This window comes from Methylobacterium fujisawaense (genome assembly GCF_014138435.1).
Classification (GTDB): domain Bacteria; phylum Pseudomonadota; class Alphaproteobacteria; order Rhizobiales; family Beijerinckiaceae; genus Methylobacterium; species Methylobacterium fujisawaense.
Genome location: NZ_JACJIM010000008.1, coordinates 45897 through 72452, shown reverse-complemented (window position 1 = coordinate 72452; position 26556 = coordinate 45897). Strand labels below are relative to the sequence as shown.

Annotated in this window: 27 protein-coding genes and 1 tRNA gene; 17 read left to right on the top strand and 11 right to left on the bottom strand. The window is 73.4% G+C overall.

The window, feature by feature from the left end:
* Window positions 1–8 precede the first annotated feature (8 nt).
* The 5 genes from GGQ91_RS23105 to GGQ91_RS23085 all read left to right on the top strand — a co-directional run bounded on the left by GGQ91_RS23105 (window position 9) and on the right by GGQ91_RS23085 (window position 3670).
* Complete coding sequence (locus tag GGQ91_RS23105; RefSeq protein WP_043389357.1) at window positions 9–809, top strand: hypothetical protein; 801 nt, start codon at window positions 9–11, stop codon at window positions 807–809.
* A 121-nt stretch (window positions 810–930) separates the two neighbouring features.
* Entirely contained in the window at window positions 931–1350 is a 420-nt protein-coding gene (locus GGQ91_RS23100) for a hypothetical protein (RefSeq protein ID WP_052083589.1), read from the top strand.
* 138 nt (window positions 1351–1488) lie between these two features.
* Window positions 1489–2379 carry a lysozyme inhibitor LprI family protein gene (locus GGQ91_RS23095; protein WP_287089829.1) on the top strand — a complete coding sequence of 297 codons (891 nt, stop codon included), beginning with the start codon at window positions 1489–1491 and terminating at the stop codon, window positions 2377–2379.
* Between the two features lie 143 nt (window positions 2380–2522).
* On the top strand, window positions 2523–3329 hold the full coding sequence (locus tag GGQ91_RS23090; protein ID WP_246410870.1) for a hypothetical protein: 807 nt from the start codon (window positions 2523–2525) through the stop codon (window positions 3327–3329).
* A complete protein-coding gene (locus GGQ91_RS23085; RefSeq protein WP_043389361.1) occupies window positions 3326–3670 on the top strand; it encodes a hypothetical protein in 345 nt (114 codons plus the stop codon). Before GGQ91_RS23090 ends, GGQ91_RS23085 begins: the two co-directional genes overlap by 4 nt.
* 9 nt (window positions 3671–3679) lie before the next feature.
* Here the strand turns inward: GGQ91_RS23085 and GGQ91_RS23080 are convergent, their stop codons facing one another.
* Genes GGQ91_RS23080 through GGQ91_RS23065 form a run of 4 tightly spaced genes read right to left on the bottom strand, consistent with a single transcriptional unit; the run spans window position 3680 to window position 6973 of the window.
* Complete coding sequence (locus GGQ91_RS23080) at window positions 3680–3979, bottom strand: hypothetical protein (RefSeq protein WP_182592921.1); 300 nt, start codon at window positions 3977–3979, stop codon at window positions 3680–3682.
* Window positions 3963–5090, bottom strand: a complete 1128-nt coding sequence (locus GGQ91_RS23075; protein ID WP_343066847.1) for a hypothetical protein — start codon at window positions 5088–5090, stop codon at window positions 3963–3965. The genes GGQ91_RS23080 and GGQ91_RS23075 overlap by 17 nt, the downstream gene beginning before the upstream one ends.
* Entirely contained in the window at window positions 5087–5500 is a 414-nt protein-coding gene (locus GGQ91_RS23070; protein WP_043356619.1) for a DUF4383 domain-containing protein, read from the bottom strand. The genes GGQ91_RS23075 and GGQ91_RS23070 overlap by 4 nt, the downstream gene beginning before the upstream one ends.
* Window positions 5501–5518: 18 nt before the next feature.
* Window positions 5519–6973 carry an FAD-binding oxidoreductase gene (locus GGQ91_RS23065; protein ID WP_043356621.1) on the bottom strand — a complete coding sequence of 485 codons (1455 nt, stop codon included), beginning with the start codon at window positions 6971–6973 and terminating at the stop codon, window positions 5519–5521.
* 933 nt (window positions 6974–7906) lie between these two features.
* Between GGQ91_RS23065 and GGQ91_RS23060 the strand changes: the two genes are divergently transcribed.
* The gene (locus GGQ91_RS23060; protein WP_043356624.1) at window positions 7907–8161 is read left to right on the top strand and encodes a hypothetical protein; all 255 of its coding nucleotides are present in this window, start codon (window positions 7907–7909) and stop codon (window positions 8159–8161) included.
* Window positions 8162–8279: 118 nt separating this feature from the next.
* On the opposite strand, the gene GGQ91_RS23055 is transcribed toward GGQ91_RS23060, so the two are convergent.
* The 5 genes from GGQ91_RS23055 to GGQ91_RS23035 form a co-directional block, all read right to left on the bottom strand.
* Entirely contained in the window at window positions 8280–11528 is a 3249-nt protein-coding gene (locus GGQ91_RS23055; protein WP_182592919.1) for an efflux RND transporter permease subunit, read from the bottom strand.
* Window positions 11529–11539: 11 nt separating this feature from the next.
* On the bottom strand, window positions 11540–12883 hold the full coding sequence (locus GGQ91_RS23050) for an efflux RND transporter periplasmic adaptor subunit (protein WP_043756612.1): 1344 nt from the start codon (window positions 12881–12883) through the stop codon (window positions 11540–11542).
* Between the two features lie 125 nt (window positions 12884–13008).
* Window positions 13009–13389, bottom strand: a complete 381-nt coding sequence (locus tag GGQ91_RS23045; RefSeq protein ID WP_043756614.1) for a hypothetical protein — start codon at window positions 13387–13389, stop codon at window positions 13009–13011.
* Window positions 13390–13796: 407 nt separating this feature from the next.
* Window positions 13797–14123 (bottom strand): YnfA family protein, encoded by a 327-nt coding sequence (locus tag GGQ91_RS23040; protein WP_182592918.1) that lies wholly within the window; start codon window positions 14121–14123, stop codon window positions 13797–13799.
* Between the two features lie 186 nt (window positions 14124–14309).
* Window positions 14310–14513 (bottom strand): DUF1289 domain-containing protein, encoded by a 204-nt coding sequence (locus GGQ91_RS23035; RefSeq protein ID WP_043756617.1) that lies wholly within the window; start codon window positions 14511–14513, stop codon window positions 14310–14312.
* 88 nt (window positions 14514–14601) lie between these two features.
* Here GGQ91_RS23035 and GGQ91_RS23030 point away from each other — a divergent pair, with 88 nt between their 5' ends.
* Together GGQ91_RS23030 and GGQ91_RS23025 are read left to right on the top strand one after the other, a co-directional pair.
* Window positions 14602–14880, top strand: coding sequence for a metal/formaldehyde-sensitive transcriptional repressor (locus tag GGQ91_RS23030; protein ID WP_043389372.1), 279 nt, complete (start codon window positions 14602–14604; stop codon window positions 14878–14880).
* A 10-nt stretch (window positions 14881–14890) separates the two neighbouring features.
* Entirely contained in the window at window positions 14891–16024 is a 1134-nt protein-coding gene (locus GGQ91_RS23025) for a nickel/cobalt efflux transporter (protein WP_075380008.1), read from the top strand.
* 174 nt (window positions 16025–16198) lie between these two features.
* Here GGQ91_RS23025 and chrA read toward each other — a convergent pair whose 3' ends face one another.
* Entirely contained in the window at window positions 16199–17440 is a 1242-nt protein-coding gene (chrA, locus tag GGQ91_RS23020) for a chromate efflux transporter (protein WP_075380009.1), read from the bottom strand.
* 402 nt (window positions 17441–17842) lie between these two features.
* Here chrA and GGQ91_RS23015 point away from each other — a divergent pair, with 402 nt between their 5' ends.
* From GGQ91_RS23015 to GGQ91_RS28550, 7 genes are all read left to right on the top strand, one after another.
* Window positions 17843–18055, top strand: coding sequence for a heavy-metal-associated domain-containing protein (locus GGQ91_RS23015; protein WP_043756622.1), 213 nt, complete (start codon window positions 17843–17845; stop codon window positions 18053–18055).
* A gap of 120 nt (window positions 18056–18175) precedes the next feature.
* Window positions 18176–18604 (top strand): hypothetical protein, encoded by a 429-nt coding sequence (locus tag GGQ91_RS23010; protein WP_403091545.1) that lies wholly within the window; start codon window positions 18176–18178, stop codon window positions 18602–18604.
* 87 nt (window positions 18605–18691) lie between these two features.
* Window positions 18692–20425, top strand: a complete 1734-nt coding sequence (locus GGQ91_RS23005; RefSeq protein WP_182592916.1) for an efflux RND transporter periplasmic adaptor subunit — start codon at window positions 18692–18694, stop codon at window positions 20423–20425.
* Between the two features lie 11 nt (window positions 20426–20436).
* Entirely contained in the window at window positions 20437–23586 is a 3150-nt protein-coding gene (locus GGQ91_RS23000) for an efflux RND transporter permease subunit (RefSeq protein ID WP_182592915.1), read from the top strand.
* A 19-nt stretch (window positions 23587–23605) separates the two neighbouring features.
* The gene (locus GGQ91_RS22995) at window positions 23606–23971 is read left to right on the top strand and encodes a hypothetical protein (RefSeq protein WP_182592914.1); all 366 of its coding nucleotides are present in this window, start codon (window positions 23606–23608) and stop codon (window positions 23969–23971) included.
* A gap of 25 nt (window positions 23972–23996) precedes the next feature.
* Window positions 23997–24389, top strand: coding sequence for a CopM family metallochaperone (gene copM / locus GGQ91_RS22990; RefSeq protein ID WP_043355193.1), 393 nt, complete (start codon window positions 23997–23999; stop codon window positions 24387–24389).
* 315 nt (window positions 24390–24704) lie between these two features.
* On the top strand, window positions 24705–24878 hold the full coding sequence (locus GGQ91_RS28550) for a hypothetical protein (protein ID WP_306307448.1): 174 nt from the start codon (window positions 24705–24707) through the stop codon (window positions 24876–24878).
* Window positions 24879–25217: 339 nt separating this feature from the next.
* On the opposite strand, the gene GGQ91_RS22980 is transcribed toward GGQ91_RS28550, so the two are convergent.
* A tRNA-Glu gene (locus GGQ91_RS22980) sits at window positions 25218–25293 on the bottom strand.
* Window positions 25294–25411: 118 nt separating this feature from the next.
* Between GGQ91_RS22980 and cobU the strand changes: the two genes are divergently transcribed.
* On the top strand, window positions 25412–25954 hold the full coding sequence (cobU, locus tag GGQ91_RS22975; protein WP_182592913.1) for a bifunctional adenosylcobinamide kinase/adenosylcobinamide-phosphate guanylyltransferase: 543 nt from the start codon (window positions 25412–25414) through the stop codon (window positions 25952–25954).
* Window positions 25951–26553 (top strand): cob(I)yrinic acid a,c-diamide adenosyltransferase, encoded by a 603-nt coding sequence (gene cobO, locus GGQ91_RS22970; protein ID WP_053609835.1) that lies wholly within the window; start codon window positions 25951–25953, stop codon window positions 26551–26553. The genes cobU and cobO overlap by 4 nt, the downstream gene beginning before the upstream one ends.
* Window positions 26554–26556: the final 3 nt, after the last annotated feature.

Below are 26556 nucleotides of genomic sequence, written 5' to 3'. Positions count from 1 at the left end.
CGAGGCCCGTGCATCAGCACCTTCCGAACGCTCCCCGATCCGCAGCACCGACCCGACCGCGACGGCGCACCGGCGCCGGCGTCCTGGCCCTCGGGTCGGCGCTCGGCTCAGCGCTCTGCCTGCCGCTCTGCCTCGCCCTGCCGGCCCGGGCGGAGGTGGAGAACAAGACCGCGCGCCCCGGCCAGCGGATCTTCCTCCAGGGCTTCACCTACTACTTCGCCACGCAGGGGTGCCGCTCGCGCGCGGCCACGATCGAACTCGTCAGGCCGCCGCGCGGCGGGCGCATCGAGCAGCGGCGGGAATTCCGGATCCTCAGCGGCAAGGTCGACGAGACCGGGGCGCAGATCCGGCAGCCGGACGGCTGCGAGGACGCCAAGAAGGACGCGATGTCGCTCTACTACACGGCACGCACCGACTTCTCCGGCCTCGACACCCTGTCGGTCGCCGTCACCTTCGGGGACGGGTCCACGGTGCCGTACACGTTCCGGATCACCGTGCCGCCGGGCGAGCCCCGCCGGGCCCCGGCGGTGTCGCAGGTGCCGGTGCCGCGCGACGGCGGCAGCGGCCAGGCCGCACCGGCGGCCCGGGCGGCGCCGGCTCCGGCGTCCCGGGAGGCCGGCACCAGCACCGGCGATTTCCTGCGCGACACGGTCCGCGGCTCGGTCGCGGCCCCGCGGCCGGCGCCGGTCGCTGAGCCTCCGAAGGCGGAGGCGGCCGCGTCCGGCGCGCCGCCGCGGACCGAGCCCCCGGCACCGCGCGAGATGGCGCCGCCGCCGCGCCCCCGGCCACCGGCCGCGCCGCAGCTCTGAGACCCTGCGGGGGGCCGGCCGGCGCGGACCGGCCTCCCGCACCCGTACGGATCGACGCCCGACCGGGACCCGGCCGCGCAGGTCCGCCAAGTCCACGCCAGAACGAAGTGAGAGGCGCCCCATGGGATCGATGCAAACCGCGTTCGTCCACGCGGCAATCCTGTCCACACTCGCGCTCCCGGCGGCCGCGGCGGAGACATGCCGCGACCATTACCGGAGCGAGGGGACGCCGATGCTTCAGGCCATCACCTACAAGACGTGGATGATCTTCCCCTCGGTCAGCCCCAAGGCCGCGTTCGACCGGGTGACGCGGGCGGTCCTGGCCGAAGGCTTCGTGGGCGTGCACGTCGAGAAGCAGCTCGGGACCCTGACGGCCCAGCAGGAGACGTCCGGCTCGGGGCGACCGCAGACGCTGCGGGTCGTGGTGCGCAAGGCCGGGACGGGCAGCCGGGTCGACGCCCTCTTCATGGTGCAGGCCGGTCAGATCGGTCAGGACGTCGACCAGAACCTGTGCCGCGTCGTCGATGCCGCGGCGCAGTAGGGCCCGGATGGCGCGCGGCTGCGGGCGTCCGCCCGCACCCCGCGGCCTGTCACGGGGGAGCGGCGTGGCTCCGCGGCGCTGCCCGGGCGCGCGGTCCGGATGCGAGGTTCAGATGCGCCGTTCAGTGCGAGGCCGGCCGTGACGCGGCTCCTGGTGGCGGCCGTCGCCGCATCCCTCTTGGCGCCGTCTGCGGCCCGGGCGATCGACTGCCGCAGGGCGGCCAGCCCGCTCGAGCGCATGATCTGCGCCGACGCGGCGCTCCGGAAAGCCGATGCCGCCCTGGGTTCGGCCTATGCCGGCCTCCTGCACGGCACGGACGACGCCGAGATCCGGGCGATGCTGATCGCCAGCCAGAAGCGCTGGGTGGCGGCCCGGGACACGTGGCTCGGCGACCTGGACGCGGCCGACGCGCGCACCATCGTGCTGGGGGCGATCCGGGCCCGGACCGAGGACCTGTCCGGCCGCGCGAAGAGCGATCCGGCCCGGCCGCACTGGATCGCGGCGGCGCTGCGCCAGCGGGCCTTCGCGGCACGGTTCACCGGCGGCCCCTTCGCGGGGTTCGACACGGCCTGCTATTTCCTGCCCGTCGGGCAGGACCGGGTCTACGGCTGCTTCGGCAGCCGGCGCTTCCAGAACGGCGACCGGGTCTGCACGCTGTCCGACGACTGGGCGAGCGGGCACACCACCGAGACGCGCACGGTCGGGCGGGTCGTCGACGGCGCCGTGCGAACGGTCGCGACCTGCACGATCGGCGGGGGCGACGACGCGGAATGCCCGGGTCCCGAAAACCCCGTCGGCCGCTGGACGCGGCCTGCCGTCCCGGCGGCCGCGACTGCCAGCGCGACGACGGCGCCCGCAGGCCCTCGGGCCGTCCTCGATGTCGAGCTGGCCTCGGACGCCGAGGCCGAGACCTGGCTCTCGACCTGCCTGACAGACCCCGCCTATCCGCCGCCCGACCCGGTTCCGGCGGCCGGGACGGAACCGGGGTCGCGCCCGCCGGCGCGCGCGGGCGACCCGAACGGGAAGTGACGATGAGACCGGACGCCCCCTTGCCGGACCCGGCCCGCAGCCGCCATCCGGGTGACGCCGGCCTTCGGCTGCGCGCAGGCCGTGGCGCAGCCGGGGAGGCTCCTCGGCGCCCGCGCATCGGCCGAGCCGGCCGGGCACCCGCCTTGGCCCTCGGCCTGATGCTCGGCCTGCCCCTCGCCGGATCGGCCGCTGCGCAGGACGGGCCGCCGGCGCCACGCGTCACTTCCGCCGTGAAGGGCCTGCGCTTCGTGCCCCTCGCCGCGCTGCCGCGGGCCCCGGGCGGGGCGGGGCGCCAGGCCGGCTGCCCGGGCGAGGTCGTGCCGGCACAATCGGAGGCGGCGCAGGCCGTGGCCGCCCGGGACTGGTTCGTCACCGGCGAAGCGGCGCTGGGCCGCTACCGGGCCGTCAGCTTCGCCAGCGACCTGCAGCAGGGGACGAGCGGCACCTGCCTCATCGCGGACGGCAATGTCGGCCTCTTCGACGGGACGCGCCTCGTCGCCCTCGTGTACGGCGCCGGCCGGACCGGCGCGGTCGGCCGGATCGCGGCGCGCGCCGGCGGCGTGCGCCTCTGGGACGGCGATCTGCCGCCCTCTCCGGTGGGCGACCTGACCCTGCGCCCGGACGGGACCCTGTCCCTGGAGCCGCTTCCCGCGGTCGAATCCGTCTGCGGTGGCCGCGGAGCGGTCCCCGCCATCCGCGGCCAGCCGATCGACACGGCCCGGGCGGCGCTGATCGCCGCGGGCTGGACGCCGGTGAAGGGTCCGCCGAGCGACGATGCGCGGGAGCGGGATCTCGCCCGGCGCGGCGTGATCGAGGTCGACGGCTGTTCCGGGACGGGCCTCGCCTATTGCAGCTTCCGGTATGCGGGGGCCGCCGGCACGCTCTCGGTGACCACGACGGGCGACGGGGACCTGCCCGAGGTCCACGAATACGGAGTCACGTGCCGATGAGACGGATCCTGCGGGCGCTGGCGCTGATCGCGGCGACGGGGCCGGCCGCGACCGCCGCGGTCGCGGCGCCCGCGCCGCCCTGCGCGGCCGAGGCCGAGCGGCAGGCCCTCAAGCTGCTGCGCTTCCACAGCGACGGCGACGCGCGGGCCACGGTCGATCCCGCTTCCGTTCGGTCCGTCGGCACCGTCGCGTCCCTGGTCGGGACGCGGCGCTTCCAGGTGATCGAGGCGGAGGGCAGCATCGACAAGGGCGATTATCGGATCCGGCTGATCTACGCGCCGATGCCCGGGAGCTGCGTGCTGATGGGGCAGGAGATCCTCGAGCGGTCCGATCCCTACTGAGCACCGCCCTCAGCGCGCGCCGAGGCAGCCGGTCCCGGGCGCCGGCAGGACCAGCCAGGCGCCCCCCGCGTAGAGGCGCCGGACCGCGCCCGGCGCGGCGGGCCGGATCACCAGATACGCGCGGCCGGCCGAGACCAGGGCCCCGTCGTCGGCGGCCGCCAGGGCGGCGGGGTTCCCGAGCGCCACCACGGTCTCCGGCTGGACCGCGAGGGCGGTCAGCGCGGTCACGCCGAGCCACCCGGCGAGCGCCGCCGCCGCCGGGGCGATCGGCAGGCCGCGCCGGGGGCGCCGATCAGTAATCGTAGGCATGCTCGAACCGGCCCCCCGCGGCCTCGACGGCGCGGATCTGTTCGACGAGCTGCTCCACCGCGGTGTCGTAGCCGACGCGCTGCCAGCCCGGCTCGGACTGGATCGGCATCGCGAACAGCGGCTCGGCCCCGGCGAGGGCGACCGTCCGACCCGGCGGCAGGAGGACGGTGGTGAGGATCCGGTCGTTGCCGGCGATCTCCAGCACGGTCCGGCCGCGCGCCCCCAGGCCCCGCAAGATCTCCGTGAAGGCCCGGTAGCGCGGCGTCTCGATCAGGGCGGCCGGTCCGCCATCGCCGGCCGGGACGGGGCCGAGGCGGGTGATGCGCGGGTCGGCGGCCGCGTCGGCGGCGTCGAGCCCCGCCACGACGCTGCGGATCGTCAGGCCGGCCGGGTCCATCCCGGCGAGCCACGCGATCCCCTGGGCGTAGGCCCATTTCACCCCGTATTGCAGCGAGAGCGCGCCGCGCCGCTCGACCGCCCGCAGGGACGGCGTGAACGGGACATCGCGCCAGAGCCGGGACAGCTCCGCGTCGAACGGGTAGCGGTACCAGGGGGTCTGGCGCAGGAACACGGCGTAATCCGCGAGCAGCCGGGCGTTGAACCGGTCCTCCTCCGTGGGCTCGGGCCCCCGCCACCACGCGGTCAGCGCCCCGACGGTGCGCTCGTAGGCGCCCTGGATCAGCATCTCGGCCGTGAAGCTGAGGCCGATGACGTAGTTGGTGACCTTCTGGCCCGCGGTGACGTCGCCGGTGCGCCCGGCCGCCCGGGTCGCCCCGCACAGGCTCGTCCAGAAGCCGGTGGTCGCCGCCCAGTAGTCGAAGGCCGATTCCGAGGCGGATCGCGTCACCCCGGCGAGGTCCGCGTAGGCGTGGACGATGTCCCATTCGGGGAAGGTCAGGTAGCTGTCGCCGGCCGCGCGCTTGTAGCCGTCGGCGGCGATCCCGAAGCGCGAGCCGCCCCCCGCACGCCCCTGCAGGGTGGGATCGGGCGCGACCGCGCAGCCCCCCTCGATCGCCGCGACCGGCAGGGCGCAGGCGAGTGCGAGGAGGGCCAGGCCGGCGGCCGCCCAGCGGGCGGCCCGGCGGCGGCGACGGGCGGGACGGGGGCTCACGCCGCGCCCGCCGCGGCGGCGCGCCACGGCCACCAGCCGAGCACCACGCCGGCGAGCCCGAGGCTCAGGTGCGGGCCGTTCGAGAGGAGCGGGCTGTCCTGGAAGCCCTTCAGGAACAGCGACAGGTCGAGGAAGCTCGACCCGGTGATCACCCCGACCACGCCGTCGAGGAGGTAGATCGCCCCGAAGGCCCGCAGGAAGGTCACGGCGGCGTGCCGCGACCACAGGGCGGCGGCGAGCGCCCACAGGCCGGAGGCGAGGTGGAGCGCGTCCTTGTAGACGTCGAGCCGGAACAGGCCGAAGACGCGGCCCTCCGCGTCCCGGAAGGCCGGGATGTAGTCGGTGGCGGCGGCGAACAGCAGGATGGCCGCGAAGGCGAGGGCGGCCGCCTGTGGGGGCGTGGGTCTCATGAGCGGATCCTTGCGCGGTCAGGCCATGGAGGTCGACCAGAGGGCGTTCCGGAACAGCAGCCCGGGATCGTACCGGCGCTTGGCCGCCACGAAGGCGTCGAGCCTGGGATAGGCCCGGGCCATCTGGTCGCGCCGGGCATGCAGGCGGTAGGGCAGGTAATAGGCCCCGCCGAGCGCCACGACGCGCTCGATCAGGGCCTCGGTCATGCGCATCATCGCGGCCTCGTCGCCGGGGGTGAGCCCCTGCGAGAACGACATCACAGCACCGATGCGGGGCGAAGGCGCGTAGGCCAGCGTCGAGTCCGGGTCCGCCGCCACGTAGCGCAGGGTCACGTTGAGGCAGTCGCAGCCCGAGCCCGGGATGATCTCCCGGCAGGCGGCGCGGAACGCGTCGAACCGCTCGGGCGGGACGAAATACTCGTGCAGGATGTCGGTGCGGTTGCGGTCGCGCGAGGCGAGGTTCGCCACCGGCTCGTTCATCAGGCTGTTGCGGGTGGCGAGGCCGGGGTCGAGCGTCGGGTTGAGCCGGGTCTCGGCGATCCAGCGGGCGCGCTTGCCGAACTCGCTGCCGACCTGGGCGCGGTAGATCTCCCGCGAGACCGCCGAGAACGCCCCCTGCGCGGCCGCGGCGGGCAGGACCTGCGGCGGGTGCTCCGCCTCCGCGTAGGTGACGAGGATCGCCTCCTCGAAGAACCCGGCCTGCGCCACCGAGAGGCGGCCGTAGGCCATGCGCAGCCGCGGGTCGCGCTCCACCGCCGCCACGAAGGCCGGCGCGAACTCCGCGGCCGGCATCACCGCGAAGGTCGGCGTCAGGAGGCGGTTCGGCACCATCTCGACCACGAGGTCGACCACGATCCCGAACAGGCCGTAGCCGCCCATCGCCAGCCCGAACAGCTCGGCGTTCTCGGTGCGGGAGCAGGTGACGAGGCTGCCATCGGCCAGGACGAGGCGGAGGGCGCGGACGGTGGAGCCGAAGGGCCCGCGCGGGGCCGGCCAGCCATGGGCGTTGACGCTGAAGGTCGAGCCGACCCCGAAATCGCTGTTCGACTGCATCACCGCGGGCGAGAACCCGATCCGGTCGAGCTGCCGGATGACCTGCGACCAGCGCGCGCCGGCCCCGACCCGGTAGAGGCCGGCGGCGGTGTCGGGCTCGATCGGGCCACCCTCCAGGGTCACGGCCGTCCCGTCGCGGGCGAGGCTCTGGCCGCCCATGGAATGGCGGGCGACGCCGACCGCCACCGGCCGCCCGGCGGCGGCGGCGTCCCGGATCTCGGCGCGCACGGCCTCGATCAGGGCCTCGGTCGACCCTGTCGGGAGCACGGCGTGGCGGGCCACCGGGGTCGGGTTGAGGCCGCTCGCATCGTTCAGGATGATCCGCGGCGCGGCCCGGGCCGCCCGCGGCAGCAGCGCGGCGGCCGCCAGGGCGCCGCCGCCCGCGAGGATCCTGCGCCTGCTCGGTCGTATCCCCGCCATGACCGTCGCCCCCAGCCCTCGATTCGCTCCGGCGGGGCGACCGGCTCGCCCCGCCGGCCTACCCTGCGACGGGTCCGGGCCCGCCGGCGTGAGATCGCGCACGGAGCGCGATACGGCCGGACAAACCGGCCGGCCCTCTTCGCACGCGGCGGCTCGTTCGCCCATTCCAGCGGCCGGCCGCGCGGGTCCTGCGCCTGCTCAAGGCCCGCCAGGATGCCGTCTTGCGTGACCTGCTGCCAGCGGGCCTTCCCACAGGCGCCCGTGACGGCGAGCCTGCCGCCTGTGGGAAGGCCCCGCCCAACGGGAGGACGAAGCCCTGCGGGGGCCGCGGGGTAAGAGGGGCGCCGCATCGTCGGTCGGCCGCCCGTCCGTCCGGCCAGGGCCCGTGGCGACACCCGATCGGCCCTGTGACGCCCGCCTGTCCCGAGAGCGTGATTCTGGCCGGATCCGGCGCGTGTCCGGCTCCGGGATCGGAGTGTTCTGCGTGCGCGGAGAAAACCGGCCGTCTCCCCCGCGGGACTTCCGAGATTCTTCGTACCGCCCGGCGGCCGAAGCCGTCTCAAGGCACGCGATTGTCCATCGCGGCTTGACACTGACCTTCCGCCTCGTGGCCACTCGCCGGCCTTCATCCCCTGCGCTGGAGCGGATATCGGCCGCGGCGGGACCAGCGGCGCCTGCAGATCCGTTGCCGGAGGCGGATCCGACGCGCGACGCCATTCGGGCGCTCGCTTGCGCGTGGGTCTCGCGGGTCGCTGCCGAGCGCGGTGGCGCGTCGTCCGTGAGCCCTTCGGCCTCTTAAGCATGCCCGAGGCGGCGCGCGCGCCGTGCGGAACGGTGTCGTGAGCTTGGCTGTTGCCTCCCTGCCGACCAGTCCCTGGCCGGCACCGAGCCGCCGGCGATGACCGGCGCGCCGACACCCTGAGAGGAACGCCTATGAGGAAGTCCCTGCTGGTCGTCGCCGTCCTGGCCGCCTTCGGCGCGGCCGGCGCCGCGACCTCGGCCTCGGCCGCGCCCGGCCTGCCCGGCGCCGTGAGCGCCCCGTCGGACGTGGTCTCCGTCCGCATGGACCGGATGCACGGCCACCATCACCACCGGATGATGCGCCATCACCGCCACGGGCACATGATGCGCCATCACCATCATCGCGGGCACATGACGCGGCATATGCACCGCCATCACCGCATGTGAGCTGGTCGGGGCCCCCGAGGGGCCCCGTTCCCCGGGATCCGGCGTGCGGCCCGGCCCTGCGACCGGCGCGACATGAGCCGGGCCAGGCCACCCCAGCGGGAGGACTGACCGCACGCCTCTACTCTGCGGCCTCGCGGTGGACCGGCTCCGGCTGGCGCGCCCGGGACGTGGCCGTCGCGGGCCGGACCCTGCCGAAGCGGGCGTAGAGAGCCGGCAGCACCACCAGCGTCAGCAGGGTCGCGCTGATCAGGCCGCCGATGACCACGGTGGCGAGCGGCCGCTGGATCTCGGCCCCGGTCTCGGTGGCGATGGCCATCGGCACGAAGCCGAGCGAAGCGACCAGCGCCGTCATCGCCACCGGCCGCAGCCGGATCATCGCGCCCTCCAGGATGGCCTCCCGCTTCGGGCGCCCCTCCGCCACGAGCTGCTTGATGAAGGTCAGCATCACGAGCCCGTTCAGGACCGCCACGCCCGACAGCGCGATGAAGCCGACCGCCGCCGGCACCGAGACCGGCATGCCGCGCAGCCACAGGGCCACGATGCCGCCGGTCAGCGCCAGCGGCACCGCGCTGAACACCAGCAGTGCGTCCCGCGGCGAGCCCAGGGCCGAGTAGAGCAGCAGGAAGATCAGGAAGAAGCACGCCGGCACCACCACCATCAGCCGCTGCTTGGCCGAGGCGAGGTTCTCGAACTGGCCGCCCCAGGTCACGAAGGAGCCCGGCGGCAACGGCACTTGCTGCCCGACCTCGGCCTGCGCCTCCGCCACGAGGGAGCCGATGTCGCGCCCGCGCACGTTGGCGGTGACGACCACCCGGCGCTTGCCGTTCTCGCGGCTGATCTGGTTCGGCCCCTCCGTGACCGAGAAGCCCGCCACCTGCTTGAGCAGGACCGAACGCGCACGGCCGTTCGGGCCGGGCGGCAGGGGCACCGGGATATTCTCCAGGGCCTCGCGGTCCTCGCGCACCGTGTCGGTGAGGCGCACCACGATGGGAAAGCGCCGGTCGCCCTCGAAGACGACGCCGGCATCCTTGCCGCCGATGGCCGCGCCGATGACCTCCTGGATGGCGCCCGTGCTGAGGCCGTAGCGGGCGGCCTCGGCCTTGTTGATCTTGATCTCCAGGAACGGCAGGCCCGCCGTCTGCTCGACCTTCACGTCCTCGGCGCCGTCGATGCCCTTCAGGACCGCCGCGATCTGGTTGGCGGTCTTCAGCATCGGCTCGAACTCCTCGCCGAACACCTTCACGGCGAGGTCGCCCCGGGTGCCGGCGAGCAGCTCGTTGAAGCGGAGCTGGATCGGCTGCGAGAACTCGTAGACGTTGCCGGCGAGCGCCCCCACCGCCGTCTCGATCTGCGCCTGCAGGTCGGCCTTCGACAGGCTCGGGTCCGGCCACGCCTCCTGCGGTCTGAGCATGACGAAGGTGTCGGAGGAGTTCGGCGGCATCGGGTCGGAGGCGACCTCCGCCGTGCCGGTCTTCGAGAACACGTAGGCGACCTGCGGGAACTTGGAGACCACCTGCTCGACCTTGAGCTGCATCGCCTGCGACTGGGTCAACGAGGTCGAGGGGATGCGGGTGGCGTTGAGCGCGATGCTCTTCTCGTCGAGTTGCGGGATGAACTCGGTCCCGAGCCGGGTGAACAGGACGCCCGCCCCGACCAGCAGCAACAGGGCCGCCCCGAGAAAGGCGAGGGGACCGCGCACCGCAGCCCCGAGCACCGGCCGGTAGGCCGCCTTCAGCGCCCGGATGATGAGGTTGTCCTTCTCGGTGACCGTGCCGGTGATGACGATGGCGATCAGCGCCGGCACGAAGGTCAGCGACAGGATGAAGGCCGAGACCAGCGCGATGATGACGGTCAGCGCCATCGGCGCGAACATCTTGCCCTCGACCCCGGTGAAGGTCAGGAGCGGCACGTAGACCAGGATGATGATGGCTTGCCCGTAGAGGGACGGCTTGATCATCTCCTCAGCCGACGCCCGCACCGTCTGAAGGCGCTCCTCGGTCTCGAGGGCCCGCCCGAGGGCGTGTTGCTTCTCGGCGAGATGGCGCAGGGCGTTCTCGGTGATGATCACCGCCCCGTCGACGATGAGGCCGAAGTCGAGGGCGCCGAGCGACATCAGGTTCGCCGAGATCTTCGCCTCGACCATCCCGGTCAGGGTCATCAGCATCGCCACCGGGATGACCAGCGCCGTGATGACGGCCGCCCGGATGTTGCCGAGCAGCAGGAACAGGATGACGATGACGAGGGCCGCGCCCTCGGACAGGTTCTTCACCACCGTCCTCACCGTCGCCTCGACGAGACGGGTCCGGTCGAGGACGGTCTGGACCGCGACGCCGGGGGGCAGGCTCCTGCGGATCTGGTCCATCTTGGCGTCGACCGCGGCGGCCACCGTGCGGCTGTTCTCGCCGATCAGCATCAGGGCGGTGCCGATGACGACCTCCTGGCCGTCCTCGCTGCCCGAGCCGGTGCGCAGGTCGCGGCCGATGCGGACCTCGGCGATGTCCCGGATCCGGACCGGCACGCCGCCGCGGGTCGCGACCACGACGTTGCCGATGTCGTCCATGTCCTCGAGGCGTCCGGCGGCGCGCACGACGTAGCCCTCGCCGTTATCCTCCAGGTAGCGAGCGCCCTGGTTGGCGTTGTTCGCCTCCAGCGCCCGGACGACGTCCGAGAAGGACAGGTCGAGGGAGGCGAGCTTATCGGGGTCGGGCTGGACGTGGTACTGCTTCTCGAAGCCGCCGATCCCGTCGACGCCGGCCACGCCGGGCACGGTCTTGATCTGGGGCCGGATGATCCAGTCCTGAACCGTGCGCAGGTACGCGGTCTGCTCCAGCGCGGTCCTGAGACGCTGGCCCTCGGGGGTCAGGTAGCTTCCGTCGGGCTGCCAGCCCGGCGCGCCCGCCTTCGAGAGCGTTCGCTCGCCGGGCTTCGCGTAGTGGATCGACCACATGTAGATCTCGCCGAGGCCCGTGGAGATCGGGCCCATGGCGGGCTCTGCCCCGGGGGGCAGGTCCCGCCTCACCTGGGCGAGGCGCTCGGCCACCTGCTGGCGGGCGAAGTAGATGTCGAGCGTCTCGGCGAAGACGGCGGTGACCTGCGAGAAGCCGTTGCGCGAGAGCGAGCGGGTGTATTCGAGCCCCTTGATGCCGGCGAGGGCGGTCTCGACCGGGTAGGTGACCTGCTTCTCGATATCGACCGGCGCGAGCGAGGGCGCGGTCGTGTTGATCTGCACCTGGTTGTTGGTGATGTCCGGGACCGCATCGATGGGCAGCTGCGTCACCGCGTAGCCGCCGAAGCCGGCGGCGAGCAGCGACAGCAGCAGCACGAGCCAGCGCTGGCGGACCGAGACGTCGAGGATGCGGCTGATCATGTCTCGGCCCCTCAATGCTCGTGGCCGGCTTCGCTCTTCCCGAGCTCGGCCTTGAGGAGGAAGGTATTGGCGACCGCGATGTCCTCGCCGGCCTTGAGGCCGGAGACCACCTCGTAGGCGTCGTCATCCGCGCGCCCGAGCTCGACCTCGCGCTTCTCGAAGCCCTCGTCGGTGCGCACGAAGACGACGCGCTTGCCCTCGACGGTCTGGAGCGCGGCCTTGGCCACCCGGACGGGCACTCGATCCGTCTCGGTCTCGACCTCGGCGGTGACGTAGGTCCCCGGACGCCAGGCCATGTCCTGGTTGGGCAGCGAGACCACCACCCGGGCGGACCGGGTGTCGGCGTTCAGCAGCGGGCTGACGAACACCACCTTCCCCTGCACGCTGCGGCCGCCGCGGTTCACGGTGACCCGGGCGCCTTCCCGGACCTCGTCGAGGTCCGAGGTCGGCACCGCGAGCTCGATCCAGACGGTGGAGAGGTCGGCCACGGTGTAGACGTCGGCCGGGTCGCCCTCCTTGCCGACGGCGGTGCCCACGTCGACCTTGCGCTCGACGATGCGGCCGGAGATGGGCGCCCGCAGCTCGTACTGGCGCAGGGTCGAGGCGTTGGGCGTCGCCTCGTCGCGTTTCTGCGCGGCGGCGACCTCGGCGGCGTTCAGGCCGAGCGCCGAGAGCTTCTGGCGGGCGAGGTCGACGCGGAGCTGGTTCTCCTGGAACACGGCCTTGGCGTTGTCGAACGCCGCCTGGGATGCCGCCGCGGATGCCAGCAGCCTCTGCTGGCGCTCGAAATTGACCTTCTGGAGGTCGGACTGGACCATGGCGGTGAGGTACTCGCTCTTGGCGTCGGCGACCTCGCGGCTGTCGAGGACGGCGACGACGTCCCCCTTCCGCACGTCGTCGCCGAGGCGCTTGCGCATCTCGGACACCGTGCCGACGACGCGGACCGGGACGCGGGCGATCCGGTCCGTGTCCGGGGTGATCGTGCCGGGGACGAGGATGTGCCTCGACAGCAGGCCGCCTTCCGCCTTGGCCACCTTGATGTCCTGGTTCTCGATCTGCTCGGCGGTCATCGTGACGTGCCCCTCCGCGCCCTCGGCTTCGGAAGGCTCGTGCGCTCCGTGAGCGTGGCCTGCGCCCGCCTTGGGGGCGGCGGCCTTGCCGTGGTCGTGGCCGCCGCCCGCTTCGTGGCGGGGCTCGCCCGGCGATGCTGGGCCAGGCCCGGCGGCGAAGGTGTGGAGGGCCGGCGGCAACCCGGCCGCGGCGAGGAGGCCGCGAACGAAGCCGGACACGGCGGGAACGGCGGCGCCCACGAGGACGCCGGCGGCCACCAGGGCCGCAGTCAGGAGAATGCGCATGATGCCTGCTCGTCGGGGCGCCGGTGCCGTGGCGGCTTCCGGGCCGGTCCCGTTGCGATGACGTGAGGAAGCGGCCCCGGGGCCTCGGACCCGGGGTTCAGGACGCGCGCCGTCGCGGCGTCACCTCAGGCGCGCGGCGGACGCGGCAGGCGGTCGGGGGAGATCGAGGCGCGCGCCGCGTCGACCGGGGCGTAGCAGGGTCGGGACGGCAGGGCGGGCGGAACGGGGGCGAGGCCGTCCGACGGCATGGCCACGTGGCAGCCGCAATGGACGTGGCAGGCGATGCCGGGATCCGCCGCCCGGGCCGAGGCCGGCGTCAGGTCCGACGCCATGACCAGCTCCGTCCGGTCGTGGCCCGGATGGTTCTGATGATACGCCAGGTCCTCGGCGAGGCCGGCGGTCGGGAGAGCGACGGCCAGCGCCAGGACGAGCGCGAGCGCGCGGGCGACGGTCGCCCACCACCCCGTCCAGGCCCCGAAGGCTCGCTGGCGTCCCGCCGACTTCATCGTGCTCCTTATGGGCGATTCGGGCGTCGGGCCACAAGACGCGGGGGTGAAACGCCGGGCGGTCAGGTCGCCGGTCCGGCCGACGGAGTGCGGAATGTCACCGTCCGTCGCGGCTCAACGCCGTCGCGACAGCCTGGCTCGGCCGGCATCGGGAGAGACCCGACAGGAGACGACACCTCTTCGCCCTGGCGCCAGACGCCCAATCCTCCGCGGGCGGCTCCGGCGACTGGCGGCCGCACGACCACGTCGACGACCACGTCGGCCGGCATCACCATCCGCGCCGCGACGAGGACAGGTCGTTCTTCGATGAACGGGGCCCCCATCCCCCCAACCACGACTTCGCCGACGGAACGGACCGCCCCGGACCGCCCCGGACCGAACGACGGTCCGGGGCGGTCGGCGGAGGCTCAGGCGCCCCGCGGCCCGAACAGGATGAGGGCGCTGCCGAGCACGCATACGAGGCCGCCGGCGATGTCCCAGCGGTCGGGCCGGTGGCCTTCGAAGCCCCAGAGCCACAGGATGGCCGCGACGACGTAGATGCCGCCGTAGGCCGCATAGGCGCGTCCCGCCGCCCCGCTCTCCACGAGAGTCAGCAGGGAGGCGAACAGCGCCAGCGAGGCCATCCCCGGGACGAGCCACCACGGGGATCTGTCGAGGCGCAGCCACGCCCAGAAGGCGAAGCAACCGGCGATCTCGGCCAAGGCGGCCGCGGCGAAGGCGGGATAGGTGAGCATGGGCGCGTGTTCGCATGCGCCGTGCGTGCGGCAAACCGGCGACACGGGCCGGAGGCGCCGGTCCTGACCACGCGGCGGGCCGGCGCCGTCTCGACCTCCTCCCGTCCCGGCTTGAGGCGGCCGAGCCGTGCGGGCGCCGCCGGCGCCAAGCTGCGCCCGGGCGCACGCTGCCGTCCACGCGCCACGTCAGGTCCTGTCGGGACCGGCTTGGGCCTGTACGGCGGCGATCTGCCGTATCCGCCGCGGCAGGTCGCGAACGAGAGCGGTCTTCCGGTAGGGCGTCATCTTCCGCCACGCGCGGATCTCCGGGACCGTGCGGCCGCATCCGAGGCACCAGCCGGTCCGCCCGTCCCACTGGCAAACCCCGATGCAGGGGTCGTCCGTCTTCATGTTAGGGCTCCGTACGCCAGGCGGCCCGTCCGCCGCTGGACACATATAGGGTACCCCCCTATACGTCACTACGACGAGGAAGCCCGCGATGGCCCACACGGTCAAGGAAAAGGCCAAGCTCCTGGCGCGGGTGCGCCGGATCAAGGGACAGGCGGAAGCCGTCGAGCGGGCCCTGGAGGCCGAACTCGGCTGCGCCGACGTCCTGATGCTGGTCGCCTCGATGCGCGGGGCCATCAACGGCCTGACCGCCGAGCTGATGGAAGACCACATCCGTCACCACGTCGTGAACCCGGACGCGGAACCGGACGCCGAGCGCGCCCGGGGCGCCGCCGAGCTGATCGAGGTGGTCCGGACCTACCTCAAATGAAGGCCGCCCCATGACGCCGTTCGCCGACCTGCTGCAGCAGGGGACCGCCCATGCCTGGCTGTTCGTGCCGAGCGCGATCCTGCTGGGCGCCCTCCACGGCCTGGAGCCCGGTCACGCGAAGACCATGATGGCGGCGTTCATCATCGCCGTGCGCGGCACGGTCCTGCAGGCGGTCCTGCTCGGGCTGGCGGCGACGCTCTCCCACACGGCGGTGGTCTGGACCATCGCGCTGGGCGGCCAGTACCTCGGCCGGGAATGGGGCGGCGAGGCCGCCGAGCCGTATTTCCAGCTCGCCTCGGCCGCCCTCATCCTCGGCGTCGCGTTCTGGATGGCGTGGCGGACCTGGCGCGAGCAGCATCACGCGCACGACCATCACCACCCTGACGCGCATCGGCCCATCGTCACGCGCGACGGTGCGCTGACGCTGGAGGTGTTCGAGGACGGCGTGCCGCCGCGCTGGCGCCTGCGGGCCGAGGGCGGATCGTTGCCGGTCCCCGCGGCCGTCACGGTCGAGACGGTGCGCCCGGATGGCGCCCGGCAGGCGTTCGGATTCGTCGCGCGCGAAGGCTTCCTGGAGAGCCGGGACGAGATCCCCGAGCCCCACGCGTTCACGGCGCGTGTCCGCCTCGACGGCCCGGCCGGGTCGGAGATGCACGAGGTCGCCTTCGCGGAGCACGACCACGACCACGATCATATGAACCTCGGCGACGAGGACGACGCCCATGCCAGGGCGCACGCGGAGGACATCCGCCGCCGCTTCCAGGGCCGCACCGTGACCACGGGGCAGATCGTGCTGTTCGGCCTGACCGGCGGGCTCATCCCGTGCCCAGCCGCCATCACGGTGCTGCTGCTGTGCATCCAGCTCAAGCAGTTGAGCCTCGGCTTCGCGCTGGTCGCCTGCTTCAGCATCGGGCTGGCGCTCACGATGGTCTCGGCCGGCGTCGTCGCGGCCTTGAGCGTGCGGCACGTGGCCGGCCGCTGGTCCGGGTTCGGCGCGTTCGCACGCCGGGCGCCGTACGCCTCGGCGGCGCTGATCGTGCTGGTCGGCCTCTACACCGGCTGGCTCGGCTGGGACGGCCTCCGCCACGCCGCCGCGGCGCAGGCGGCCCAGTCCGGGACATCGGTCGGGACATCGGTCGGGTGAGCGACGACTGCCGGGTCTGAAACGCCGGCGGCGGCCTCGACCTTCCGGCCCAGGGCTGACAGCCTATCGCACGGCCGGAAACGGACGGGCTCGGGCATGGCAGGCGATTCCCCCGGAAGGTCTCAGCAGGCGGCCGGATCGCGCACGGCTGCCCGAGGCCTCGACAGCGATCCGTCAGAGCAGGGCCAGGGCGACGCCGCCCAGGGCCGTGAGTGCGACGACCATCCAGGGCGGCGTCCGGCCGACGGTCAGGAGCCCGAAGGCGAGAACGGCCACCGCGTAGTCGCGCGCGTTCCCGACCGCGCTGGTCCAGACGGGATCGTAGAGCGCGGAGCCGAGGATTCCGACCACCGCCGCGTTGGTCCCGCGCATGGCCGCCTGGGCCAGCGGTCGCGTCCGGAGCGCGTCCCAGTAGGGCAGCATGCCGTAGACCAGCAGCAGACCGGGCAGAAAGATCGCGACCAGCGCGATGGCCGCACCGACCACGCCGTGGGGTGCCGGTCCGGCGACGGCTCCGAGATAGGCCGCGAAGGTGAACAGCGGCCCGGGCACGGCCTGGGCGGCCCCGTATCCGGCGAGGAAGGTGCCGGGGCCGACCCAGCCCGGGGCGACCACCTCGGCCTGCAGCAGCGGAAGGACCACGTGGCCGCCGCCGAACACCAGAGCCCCGGAGCGGTAGAAGGCATCGAACAGCGCCAGAGCCTGGGATTGCAGACTGGCGGCCAGCAGGTGAGGGACGACGAGGAGCAGCGCGAAGGCGACCAGGCCGATTGCGCCGGCCCGTCGGGACACCGGGAAGGCGAGAAGCCCGGCCTGCTCCTGCGGCGGCAGCCGGCAGAGCACGAGGCCGGCGAGGGCACCGAGCGCGATGGCCCCGACCTGACCGACCGACCCGGCGACGAACACGGTGAGGAACAGCGCCGCCACCGCGATGCCGGCGCGCGGCCGATCCGGCGCCAGCGCGCGGGCCATGCCCCAGACCGCCTGCGCGACCACCGCGACGGCGACCAGCTTGAGCCCGTGGATCGCGCCCTCGGCCACCGGGCCGGACAGGGCGCCGGCGCCGGAGGCGAAGGCCAGAAGCAGCAGGGCGGAGGGCAGGGTGAAGGCCGTCCAGGCCGCGAGCCCGCCGAGAAGCCCGCCGCGCAGGACCCCGAGCGAGAACCCGACCTGGCTTGACGCCGGCCCGGGCAGGAACTGGCACAGCGCCACGAGGTCGGCATAGCCACGCTCGTCCAGCCACCGGCGCCGGATGACCAACTCGTCGCGGAAATAGCCGAGATGCGCGACCGGGCCGCCGAACGAGGTCAGGCCGAGCTTGAAGAAGGCGCGGAACACCTCCCCGGCGGAGCCGGACGCGCCCGCCGAGGCGGGATCGGTACGCCGCGCCTCGGCGGCCGCGGGGGCTTCGGTCATGGGCGGCCTCGCTCCGTCGTGCCGGCGGGGGGACGGCCGGCCATGCGTTCGCGAGCGGCGTCCCGCATCGGACGGCCTCCGACGGCGCCCCCGCGAAGCCCGCCGCGCCCTGCGGTCGCATCCGTCGGGATCGCGGCGCCATCCTGCGGTGTCGCATGTCGGTATCGGGATCGAGGGACCGGTACAAGCCACCCGCGCAGGCCTGTCTCGCCCCGGTCCCGCCGGGGATCGCCCCCCGGCAAGGTCATCGGCAAAACGGCCGACAACGGCCCGGGACCGGCCACCGGTCTACGCCGTCACGCCGAGGCCCGCCGGCACGCCGAGGCCCGACGATCCCGGGGGCTTGACCTTCCAACGGTGGGAAGCCCCATCTCGTCGGGACGGCATCCGAAGGAGAACGTCATGGTCCGCTTCAAGGTCGATAGGATGGGCTGCGGTGGCTGCGCCGAATCCGTGACCCGCGCCGTTCAAGCCATCGATCCCGGCGCCCATGTCGAGGTCGACCTCGGTGCGAAGCGCGTCACCGTGTCGAACGCCTCGGCTCCGGCCGAGCGGATCGCCCAGGTTCTCGTCGCCGCCGGCTATCCGGCCGAGCCGATGCTCGCGGCGGCCTGATGCTTCGGGCCGCCAACCCAACCTGCGCTGTGCATGGACGTCCCATGCCCGACATGGTCCCGCCACCCGAACCGGTGTAATCCTGATTCCATGTGCTTCGACCGGCAGATCGCGCGCCTGATGGCGGCGATGATCCTCGCGATCATCGCCTACGTCGCGCCGTCCGCCGCCCAGGCCCACGAGGGCCATGGGGGTCATGGCGGCCATGGGGGCCACGGCCGCCACATGGCCGCGGCGCAGCCGAAGGCGACGGCGGCGGCGGTGGCGGCGAAGCCGACGGTTCGCGCCGCGGCGCCCACGTGGTCCAAGGTCGTCACCACGGCCGTCGAGGCGGCGTACATCGCGCCGACCGGGGACGCGTGTTGCCGGCTCGGTTGCAAGACCCGCTGCTGCGGGACGATGTCCTGCTGCGCGACCGGCGTCCTGTCCGGGTCCGACGCCCTCGTCCCGTCCCTGTTCCGGACCGGCACGCAGATCCCGGGGGACGTCTCCGGCCGCGCCGGCACCGACCCCGAGACCCTGCCCAAACCCCCACGAACCCTCGCCTGAGATGAGGCGCGCCCGAGGCGCGCGACGCCCGAGTTGCGCCCGCGAACGGCCGCGCCCGGCATCCCCACCGCGAGGAATACCGTTTCCATGTCGACCCGTCTTGCCGCCGCCCTGGGCGCGATGGCGCCGCTTGCCGCCGTCCTGGCGGGATCCGCGCTCGCCCACGAGGGCCATGACCACGGCGCGGCCCCGCCGCCCGTCTCGAAGACCATCGCCCCCCGCGGCGAGGCCCTCTCGGAGACCTTCGAACTGGTCGCCGTCCCGCGCGACGGCACCCTGACGCTGTTCCTCGACCGCTTCCGGACGAACGAGCCGGTGACCGGCGCGACCATCGATGTCGAGACGCCGGACGGCCCGAAGACCGCGACCGCCACGCCGGAGGGCGGCTACGCGCTCACGGCCCCGTGGATGTCGGCGCCCGGCCGGCACGAATTCGTCGCCACCGTCACGGCGGGCGGGGACGTCGACGTCCTGACCGTCGCGGTCGCCGTGCCGGACCCCTCCGGCCGCGCGGCCGCGGCGCCCGCCGAGCCGTCACCGGGGCGGGCCGCCCTGTCGCGCGTGTCCGAGGTCGCCCAGGGGGTTCGCGCGCGCCTCGGGCAGAAGGATCCGACCCTGGTCGGCGCGGTCGTCGTCGCCTTCCTGCTCGGCATGCTGGTGACCGGGCTCGCGCGCGGGCGCCGCAGCGTCCCGGCGGTGGCGTTGCTCGCCATCGGCATCACCCTCGTCTTCGGCACGGCCGCCTTCGCGCATGGCGACGAGGACCACGGCCCGGCCGTGCAGGGTGCCGCCCTGACCGAGCCGCGCCCGTCCGGATCCTCCGATCTCGCCCAGCGCCTGCCCGACGGCTCCGTCTTCGTGCCCAAGCCCACCCAGCGGTTGCTGGTCCTGCGCACGACGATGACCGAGCAGGGCCGGTTCCACCGCGCGGTGGAACTCCCCGGCCGCATCATCCCGGATCCGAATGCGAGCGGCGTCGTGCAATCCTCGGTCGGCGGCCGCCTCTCGCCTCCGGCCTCGGGGCTGTTTCCCCGCCTCGGCACCCGGGTGCGCCGGGGCGAGGTGCTGGCCACCGTCACCCCGCCGATCCAGGCCGTCGACCTCTCCGACATGCGCCAGACGCAGGGCGACCTCGACCAGCAGATCTCCATCGTCGAGCGCCGGGTCGACCGCTACAGGCGTCTCGCCCTGACGGGGGCGGTGGCCCAGACCCAGCTCGACGACGCCCTGGCCGAGTTCAAGGGCCTGCAGGACCGGCGCGCGGCCCTCGACCGGATCCGCCGGGAGCCCGAGCCGCTGGTTTCCCCGGTGGATGGCGTGGTCGCGCAGGCCGCGGCGGTCGCCGGGCAGATGGCGAGCCCCGGGCAGATGGTCTTCCAGATCGTCGACCCGAACCGCCTCTGGGTCGAGGCGCTGAGTTTCGATGCCCTCACGGCGGCGCAGGACGCCACGGCGCGGCTCGCCGACGGCCGGCTCCTGACACTCGCCTACCAGGGCTCGGGGCTCGCCGACCGCAACCAGGCCATCCCGGTCCAGTTCGCGGTCCAGGGCGACGCGTCGGGCCTGCGCGTCGGGCAGTTCGTCACCGTGCTCGCCGCGACGGACCGCGAGCAGGCGGGCTTGGCCCTGCCGCGCGCGGCGGTCGTGCGGACCGGCAACGGGCAGGACGTCGTCTACGAGCACACCAGCGCCGAGCGCTTCGAGGCGCGGCCGGTGCGCGTCGAGCCGCTCGACGGCGGCCGCGTGCTGGTCGCCGAGGGGATGGGGCCCGGCCGGCGGGTCGTGACCCAGGGTGCCGAACTCCTCGACCAAGTGCGCTGAGGAGGCCCGCGATGTTCACCGTCCTCGTCGGCCAGTCGGTCCGCAACCGCCTGCTCGTCCTCGCGCTCGCCGCGGCGCTGGTGCTGTACGGCGCCTTCGCCGCCACCAAGCTGCCGGTCGACGTCTTCCCCGATCTCAACAAGCCGACCGTCACCCTCATGACGGAGGCGGAGGGGTACGCCCCCCAGGAGGTCGAGCAGCTCGTCACCTACCCCATCGAGACCCGGATGAACGGACTCCCGGGCGTCACCCGGGTGCGCTCGGTCTCGGGCGTGGGGCTGTCCATCACCTATGTCGAGTTCGACTGGGGCACCGACATCTACCGGAATCGCCAGCAGGTCGCGGAGCGTCTGGCGCTCGTGCAGAACCAGCTGCCCCGGGGCGTGACCCCGGTGATGGCCCCCATCTCCTCCATCATGGGCCAGATCCTGCTGGTGGCGGTCACGAGCGCGACGGCGAGCCCGATGCAGGTGCGCGAGGTCGCGGACTTCACCCTGCGGCCGCGGCTGCTGACCATTCCGGGCGTCGCGCAGGTCATCCCCATCGGCGGTGAGGTGCGCCAGTTCCGGATCGGCCCGAACCCGGCCGCCATGCGCGCGCTCGGGGTGACCAACGCGCAGCTGGAGACCGCGCTCGCGCAGTTCGGCACGAATGCCGGCGGAGGCTTCACCGACCAGAACGCCCGCGAGTACCTGATCCGGAACATCGGCCGCACCCTGAGCCTCGACGACCTGCGCAACCTCGTGGTCGCGACGGTCAACGACGCGCCCGTATCCCTGCGCCAGGTTGCCGAGGTCTCCTTCGCCGCGAAGGTGAAGCGCGGCGACGCCGGGTACATGGCCAAGCCCGCGGTCATCGTCTCGGTGGAGAAGCAGCCCGACGTCGATACGGTGCGGCTCACCCGCAGGATCGAGACCGCCCTGAAGGAGATGGCGCCGACGCTGCCGGCCGGCATCCGGGCCGACCGGATCCTGTTCCGGCAGGCCGACTTCATCGAGACCTCGATCCGCAACGTCGAGGGCGTCCTCGTCGAGGCGGTACTGGTGGTGGCGGTGGTGCTGTTCGCCTTCCTGCTGAACGTCCGGACCACGGCCATCTCGCTACTCGCCATCCCGGTCTCGGTGCTGACGACCGCCGCGGTGTTCCACCTGTTCGGGCTCTCCATCAACACGATGACGCTCGGCGGCCTCGCCATCGCCATCGGCGAACTCGTCGACGACGCGGTGGTCGACGTCGAGAACATTTTTCGCCGGCTCGGCGAGAACCGGAAGGCCGGCAACCCGAAGAGCGTGTTCCAGGTGGTGGTGGAGGCCTCGAACGAGGTCCGGTCCGGCATCGTCTACGCGACGCTGATCATCATCCTGGTCTTCGTCCCGCTCTTCGCGCTGTCGGGCATCGAGGGCCGGCTCTTCGCCCCCCTGGGGCAGGCCTACATCATCTCCATCCTGGCGAGCCTGCTCACCTCCATCACCCTGACCCCGGTGCTGGCCTCCCTGCTGCTGCCGGGGCTCAGGAACCTGGAGCAACACGACAGCCGCTTCCTGGCCCTGCTCAAGCGGGCCAACGCCGCCCTGCTGGGGGCCGCCTTCCGGCACCAGGGCCGGCTCGTCGGCGCCGTCGCCGTGGCGGTGGCGGCCGCGAGCGTGGCCGCCTGGAACCTGCCCCGGGCCTTCCTGCCGCCGTTCAACGAGGGCTCCTTCACGGTCAACATGACGTTCCGCCCGGGCATCTCCCTCGCCGAGAGCGACCGGGTCGGGCTCATCGCCGAGCGGCTGCTCCTCGACATCCGGGGCGTGAAGGCGGTGGGCCGCAGGACCGGCCGCGCCGAACTCGACGAGCACGCCGAGGGGGTCCACGCCTCCGAGATCGAGGTCGCCCTCGACGCGGACGCCGCGCGTCCGAAGGAGGCGCTCGTCGCCGACATCCGCGGACGCCTCGCCGCCCTGCCGGTGGCGGTGAATGTCGGCCAGCCGATCGCGCACCGGCTCGACCACATGCTCTCGGGCGTCCGCGCCGAGATCGCCCTGAAGGTGTTCGGCGACGACCTCGACGGCCTGCGCCGGGTGGCCAACGCCCTGCGCGACCGGCTGGCGGCGATTCCGGGCCTCGCCGACCTGCAGGTCGAGCGGCAGGTGCGCATCCCGCAGCTGGAGGTGCGGGTCGACTATACCCGGGCGGCCCTCTACGGGGTTCAGCCGGCCGCAATCGTCGAGCAGATCAGCCGCCTGTCGAACGGGCGGGTGGTCTCGACGATCGTGGATGGCGTGCGCCGCTTCGACGTGGTGCTGCGCCTGTCCGAGGACCGGCGGACGACCGCGGGGCTGGGCGATCTCCTCCTGGAGACACCGTCGGGCTGGGTGCCGGCGCGGCAGGTGGCCGACATCCGCGAGACGGACGGGCCGAACCAGATCCTGCGCGAGAACGCCCGCCGCCGCATCGTCGTCCAGGCCAACACCGACGGCGCAAGCGACATGGCGACCGTCGTGGCGGCCATCCGCGAGGCCGTGGCCAAGGAGCCGCTGCCGCCCGGCTTCTTCACCAGCCTGGAGGGCACCTTCCAGGCGCAGGAGGAGGCGAGCCGGACCATCGCGGCGCTTTCCGCGCTGTCCCTGGCCCTGGTCTTAGCCATCCTGTTCAGCCGCTACCGCTCGGCCGCCCTCGCCCTGATCATCATGGGCAACGTCCCGCTGGCGCTCATCGGCTCGGTGGCCGCCCTCTGGCTCGTGGGCCAGCCGCTCTCGGTGGCGTCGATGATCGGCTTCATCACGCTGACCGGGATCGTCGCGCGCAACGGCATCCTGAAGATCAGCCACTACCTGAACCTGTCGCTGCACGAGGGCGTGCCGTTCGGGCCCGACCTCGCGGTGCGCGGCAGCCTGGAGCGGCTGACCCCCGTGCTGATGACGGCGCTCTCGGCGGGCGTCGCGCTGGTGCCGCTGCTCTACGATGCGGCGAGCCCCGGCAAGGAGATCCTGCACCCGGTGGCGGTGACGATCTTCGGCGGCCTCGTCAGCGCGACGCTGCTCGACACCGTCCTGACCCCCGTCCTGTTCCTGCGCTTCGGCCGCACGTCGCTGGAACGGCTGCGCGCCCTCCACGCCGAAGCCCCGGCCCACCCATCGCCGTCGGGCACGCCCCCGCGCCCGGCCGAGGCGTACTGACCCCCGAGGAGACACGCGCATGATCCGAACGAGCCTGACCCTTGCCGCCGGCCTGCTGGCCGCAACCGCCGCCGACGCCCACGAGACTGCGGGCCGGCACGGCGGGCGCGTCGCCGACGCCGGCGACTTCCACGTCGAACTCGTCACCCGGGGCGAGACCGTCGACGTCTACGTGTCGGACGGCACGCAGGCGCCGGTCCCCGTCGCGGGCTTCAGGGGCACGGCCATCCTCGTGGCCGGCGGCAAGGCCGCCCGCGTGCCGCTGGAGCCGGCCGACGGCAACCGCCTGACCGGGAAGGCCCCGGCGGCGCTCGGCGACCGCCCGAAGGGCGCCGTGCAGCTCGCCGCCCCGGACGGGGCCACCGTCAGCGGCAAGTTCAACTGAACCGACCACCGAAGGGATCTCTTCCATGACCGTCGCCCGGACCCTCCTCGCCGCCGCCCTGCTGACCGCAGGCCTCGCCGGCACCGCCCGCACACAGGGCCTGCACGACCACGGTTCCATGTCTGGCCAGGGGAGGGGATCGATGAAGCCGGACCCGAAGGACGACGCCTCGACCCGGGCGTTCAAGGCCGCCGACCAGACGATGATGAGGGACATGGACGTCCCCTACACCGGCGACCCCGACGTCGACTTCCGCACGCACATGATCCCGCACCACAAGGGCGCGGTCGCCATGGCCGAGGTCGCGCTGAAATACGCCCGGGACCCCGCCACGCAGGCGATGGCCCGGAAGATCATCGCCGACCAGACCACGGAGATCGCCGACATGGAGGCGTGGCTGAAGCGGCACGGCCGGTAGTCGCCGCCGGGGCCGGGCCGCCCACAGGGGCGCCCCGGCCCGCGTCCCGATTCCACCCGCACCTGTCCAGGGGCAACCGATGCATGCCGCCCGCAAGGCCACGCTCCACCGCATGGCCCCCTCCGAGCGCCTCTGTCCCTCCGGCCTGAAGGCCGAGGACCTGCGCGAATGCGGGGGCTTCGCGATCGAGGACCGCAGGCTCACGGCCCGCGATGAGGCCGAACGCCTCAAGGACGAGCCCCCGGTCAAACCGACGCCCCGGACCTTCATCGACGACCTGCGGCGCCGTCTCGGCAAGGCGGCCCACGCCCGAACATGCCGACCTCCGTGCCGGCCAACGCGGTGTTCAAGGCGGTCGACCTCGAAGGGCGCGACATCGAGTGCGCCTGCGCCGGCGGGGCGAGCACGGTGCCGCCCGGCTTCGTCGCGCTGACCGAGAGCGTGATGATGGTCGCCCTGGCGGTCCGGATGCTGGCGATGCCCCCGTGAGCGGGGTCGTCGGCCTCTTCCCGCGGGGCCGGCCGCTCCCTGCGGCTCTTCAACCCGGCGATCCGGCCCCCCGGCTGAGACGCGTGGGGCATGTGGTCCGGCCCGTCGGCGCCCGCTCGCCGTGGACTGAGGCCCCTTCCGCGGGCGGCACGCCACGCTGGAGGCGCACCACCACGGGACGGTCAGCCTCCGAGCGGGCCGCGTACGCCCCTCACGTGCCGAACGGGCATCACTCGCGGGTCCATGGGCTGGCATCCATGGCCTGGCACGGTCTGAGCGAACGGTGTGAAACAGCCATGTGAGCCGCACCAGCACCTTCAGCTACGGGCTTGAATGTGCTGGCGCGCCCTACGGGAATCGAACCCGTGTTTTCGCCGTGAAAGGGCGACGTCCTGGACCGCTAGACGAAGGGCGCTCTGGCTAGGCCGGGGTTCTATAGTCGGACCGGAGACGCCCGGCAACCGTTCATGCGCGGCACTGGTGCCACAGGACCCAGGTTTGACCGCGGGCCGGGTTGGGGCGATGGAGGACGGATGCCCCAATCCCCCCCTCGCATGACCCTCGTCCTCGGCGGGGCGCGGTCCGGCAAGAGCGCCTACGCGGAGGGGTTGATCGAAGCCTGCCCCGGCCCGTGGCTGTATCTCGCCACCGCGCAGGCCTTCGACGACGAGATGGTCGCGCGCATCGCCCAGCACCGCGCCCGGCGCGCCGGGGCGTGGCGCACCCGCGACGTGCCGCTCGCCCTGCCGGAGGCGGTCGCCGCGTCCGAAGGGCCGGTCCTGGTCGATTGCCTCACGCTCTGGCTCACCAACCTGATCCTCGCCGAGGCCGATCTGGACGCTGCGACGGCGCGCCTCCTCGAAGCCTGCGCCGGCGCGCCCGGCCCGGTGGTGCTGGTCGGCAACGAGGTCGGGCTCGGGATCGTGCCCGACAACGCCCTCGCCCGCCGCTTCCGCGATGCGGCCGGCCGCCTGCACCAGCAGCTCGCCGCCCGGGCCGACCGGGTCGTGCTCACCGTGGCCGGCCTGCCGCTGGTCGTGAAGCCGCAAGCCCCCACCGCAGGAGCCTCCGCATGAGCGACGACGACGCCCGCCACCGCGCCAAGATGGAGAAGCGCAAGGCCGTCCAGGATGCCGAGGTGGCCGCCAAGACCCTCGAGAAGGGCCTGCTCCTCGTCCATACCGGTCCGGGCAAGGGCAAGAGCACGGCGGCGCTGGGGCTGATGCTGCGGGCGCTCGGCCGCGGCTGGCGGGTCGGCATGGTGCAGTTCATCAAGGGCGGCTGGGATACCGGCGAGCGCCACGCCGTGGCGGCCTTCGGCGACCGGGTCGTGTGGCACACCCTGGGCGAGGGCTTCACCTGGGAGACCCAGGACAAGGCCCGAGACATCGCCGCCTGCCGCCACGCCTGGGACGTCGCCGCCGGCCTGATGGCCGATCCGACGATCCGCCTGCTCGTCCTCGACGAACTGAACATCGCGCTGCGCTACGACTATCTCGACCTCGACGCCGTCGTCGAAGCCCTCCGCACGCGGCGGCCGGACCTGCACGTGGTCGTCACCGGCCGCAACGCCAAGCCGGCCCTGATCGAGGCCGCCGACCTCGTCACCGAGATGGGCAGCGTCAAGCACCACTTCGCTGCCGGCGTGAAGGCGCAGGAAGGGATCGAGTTCTGAGCC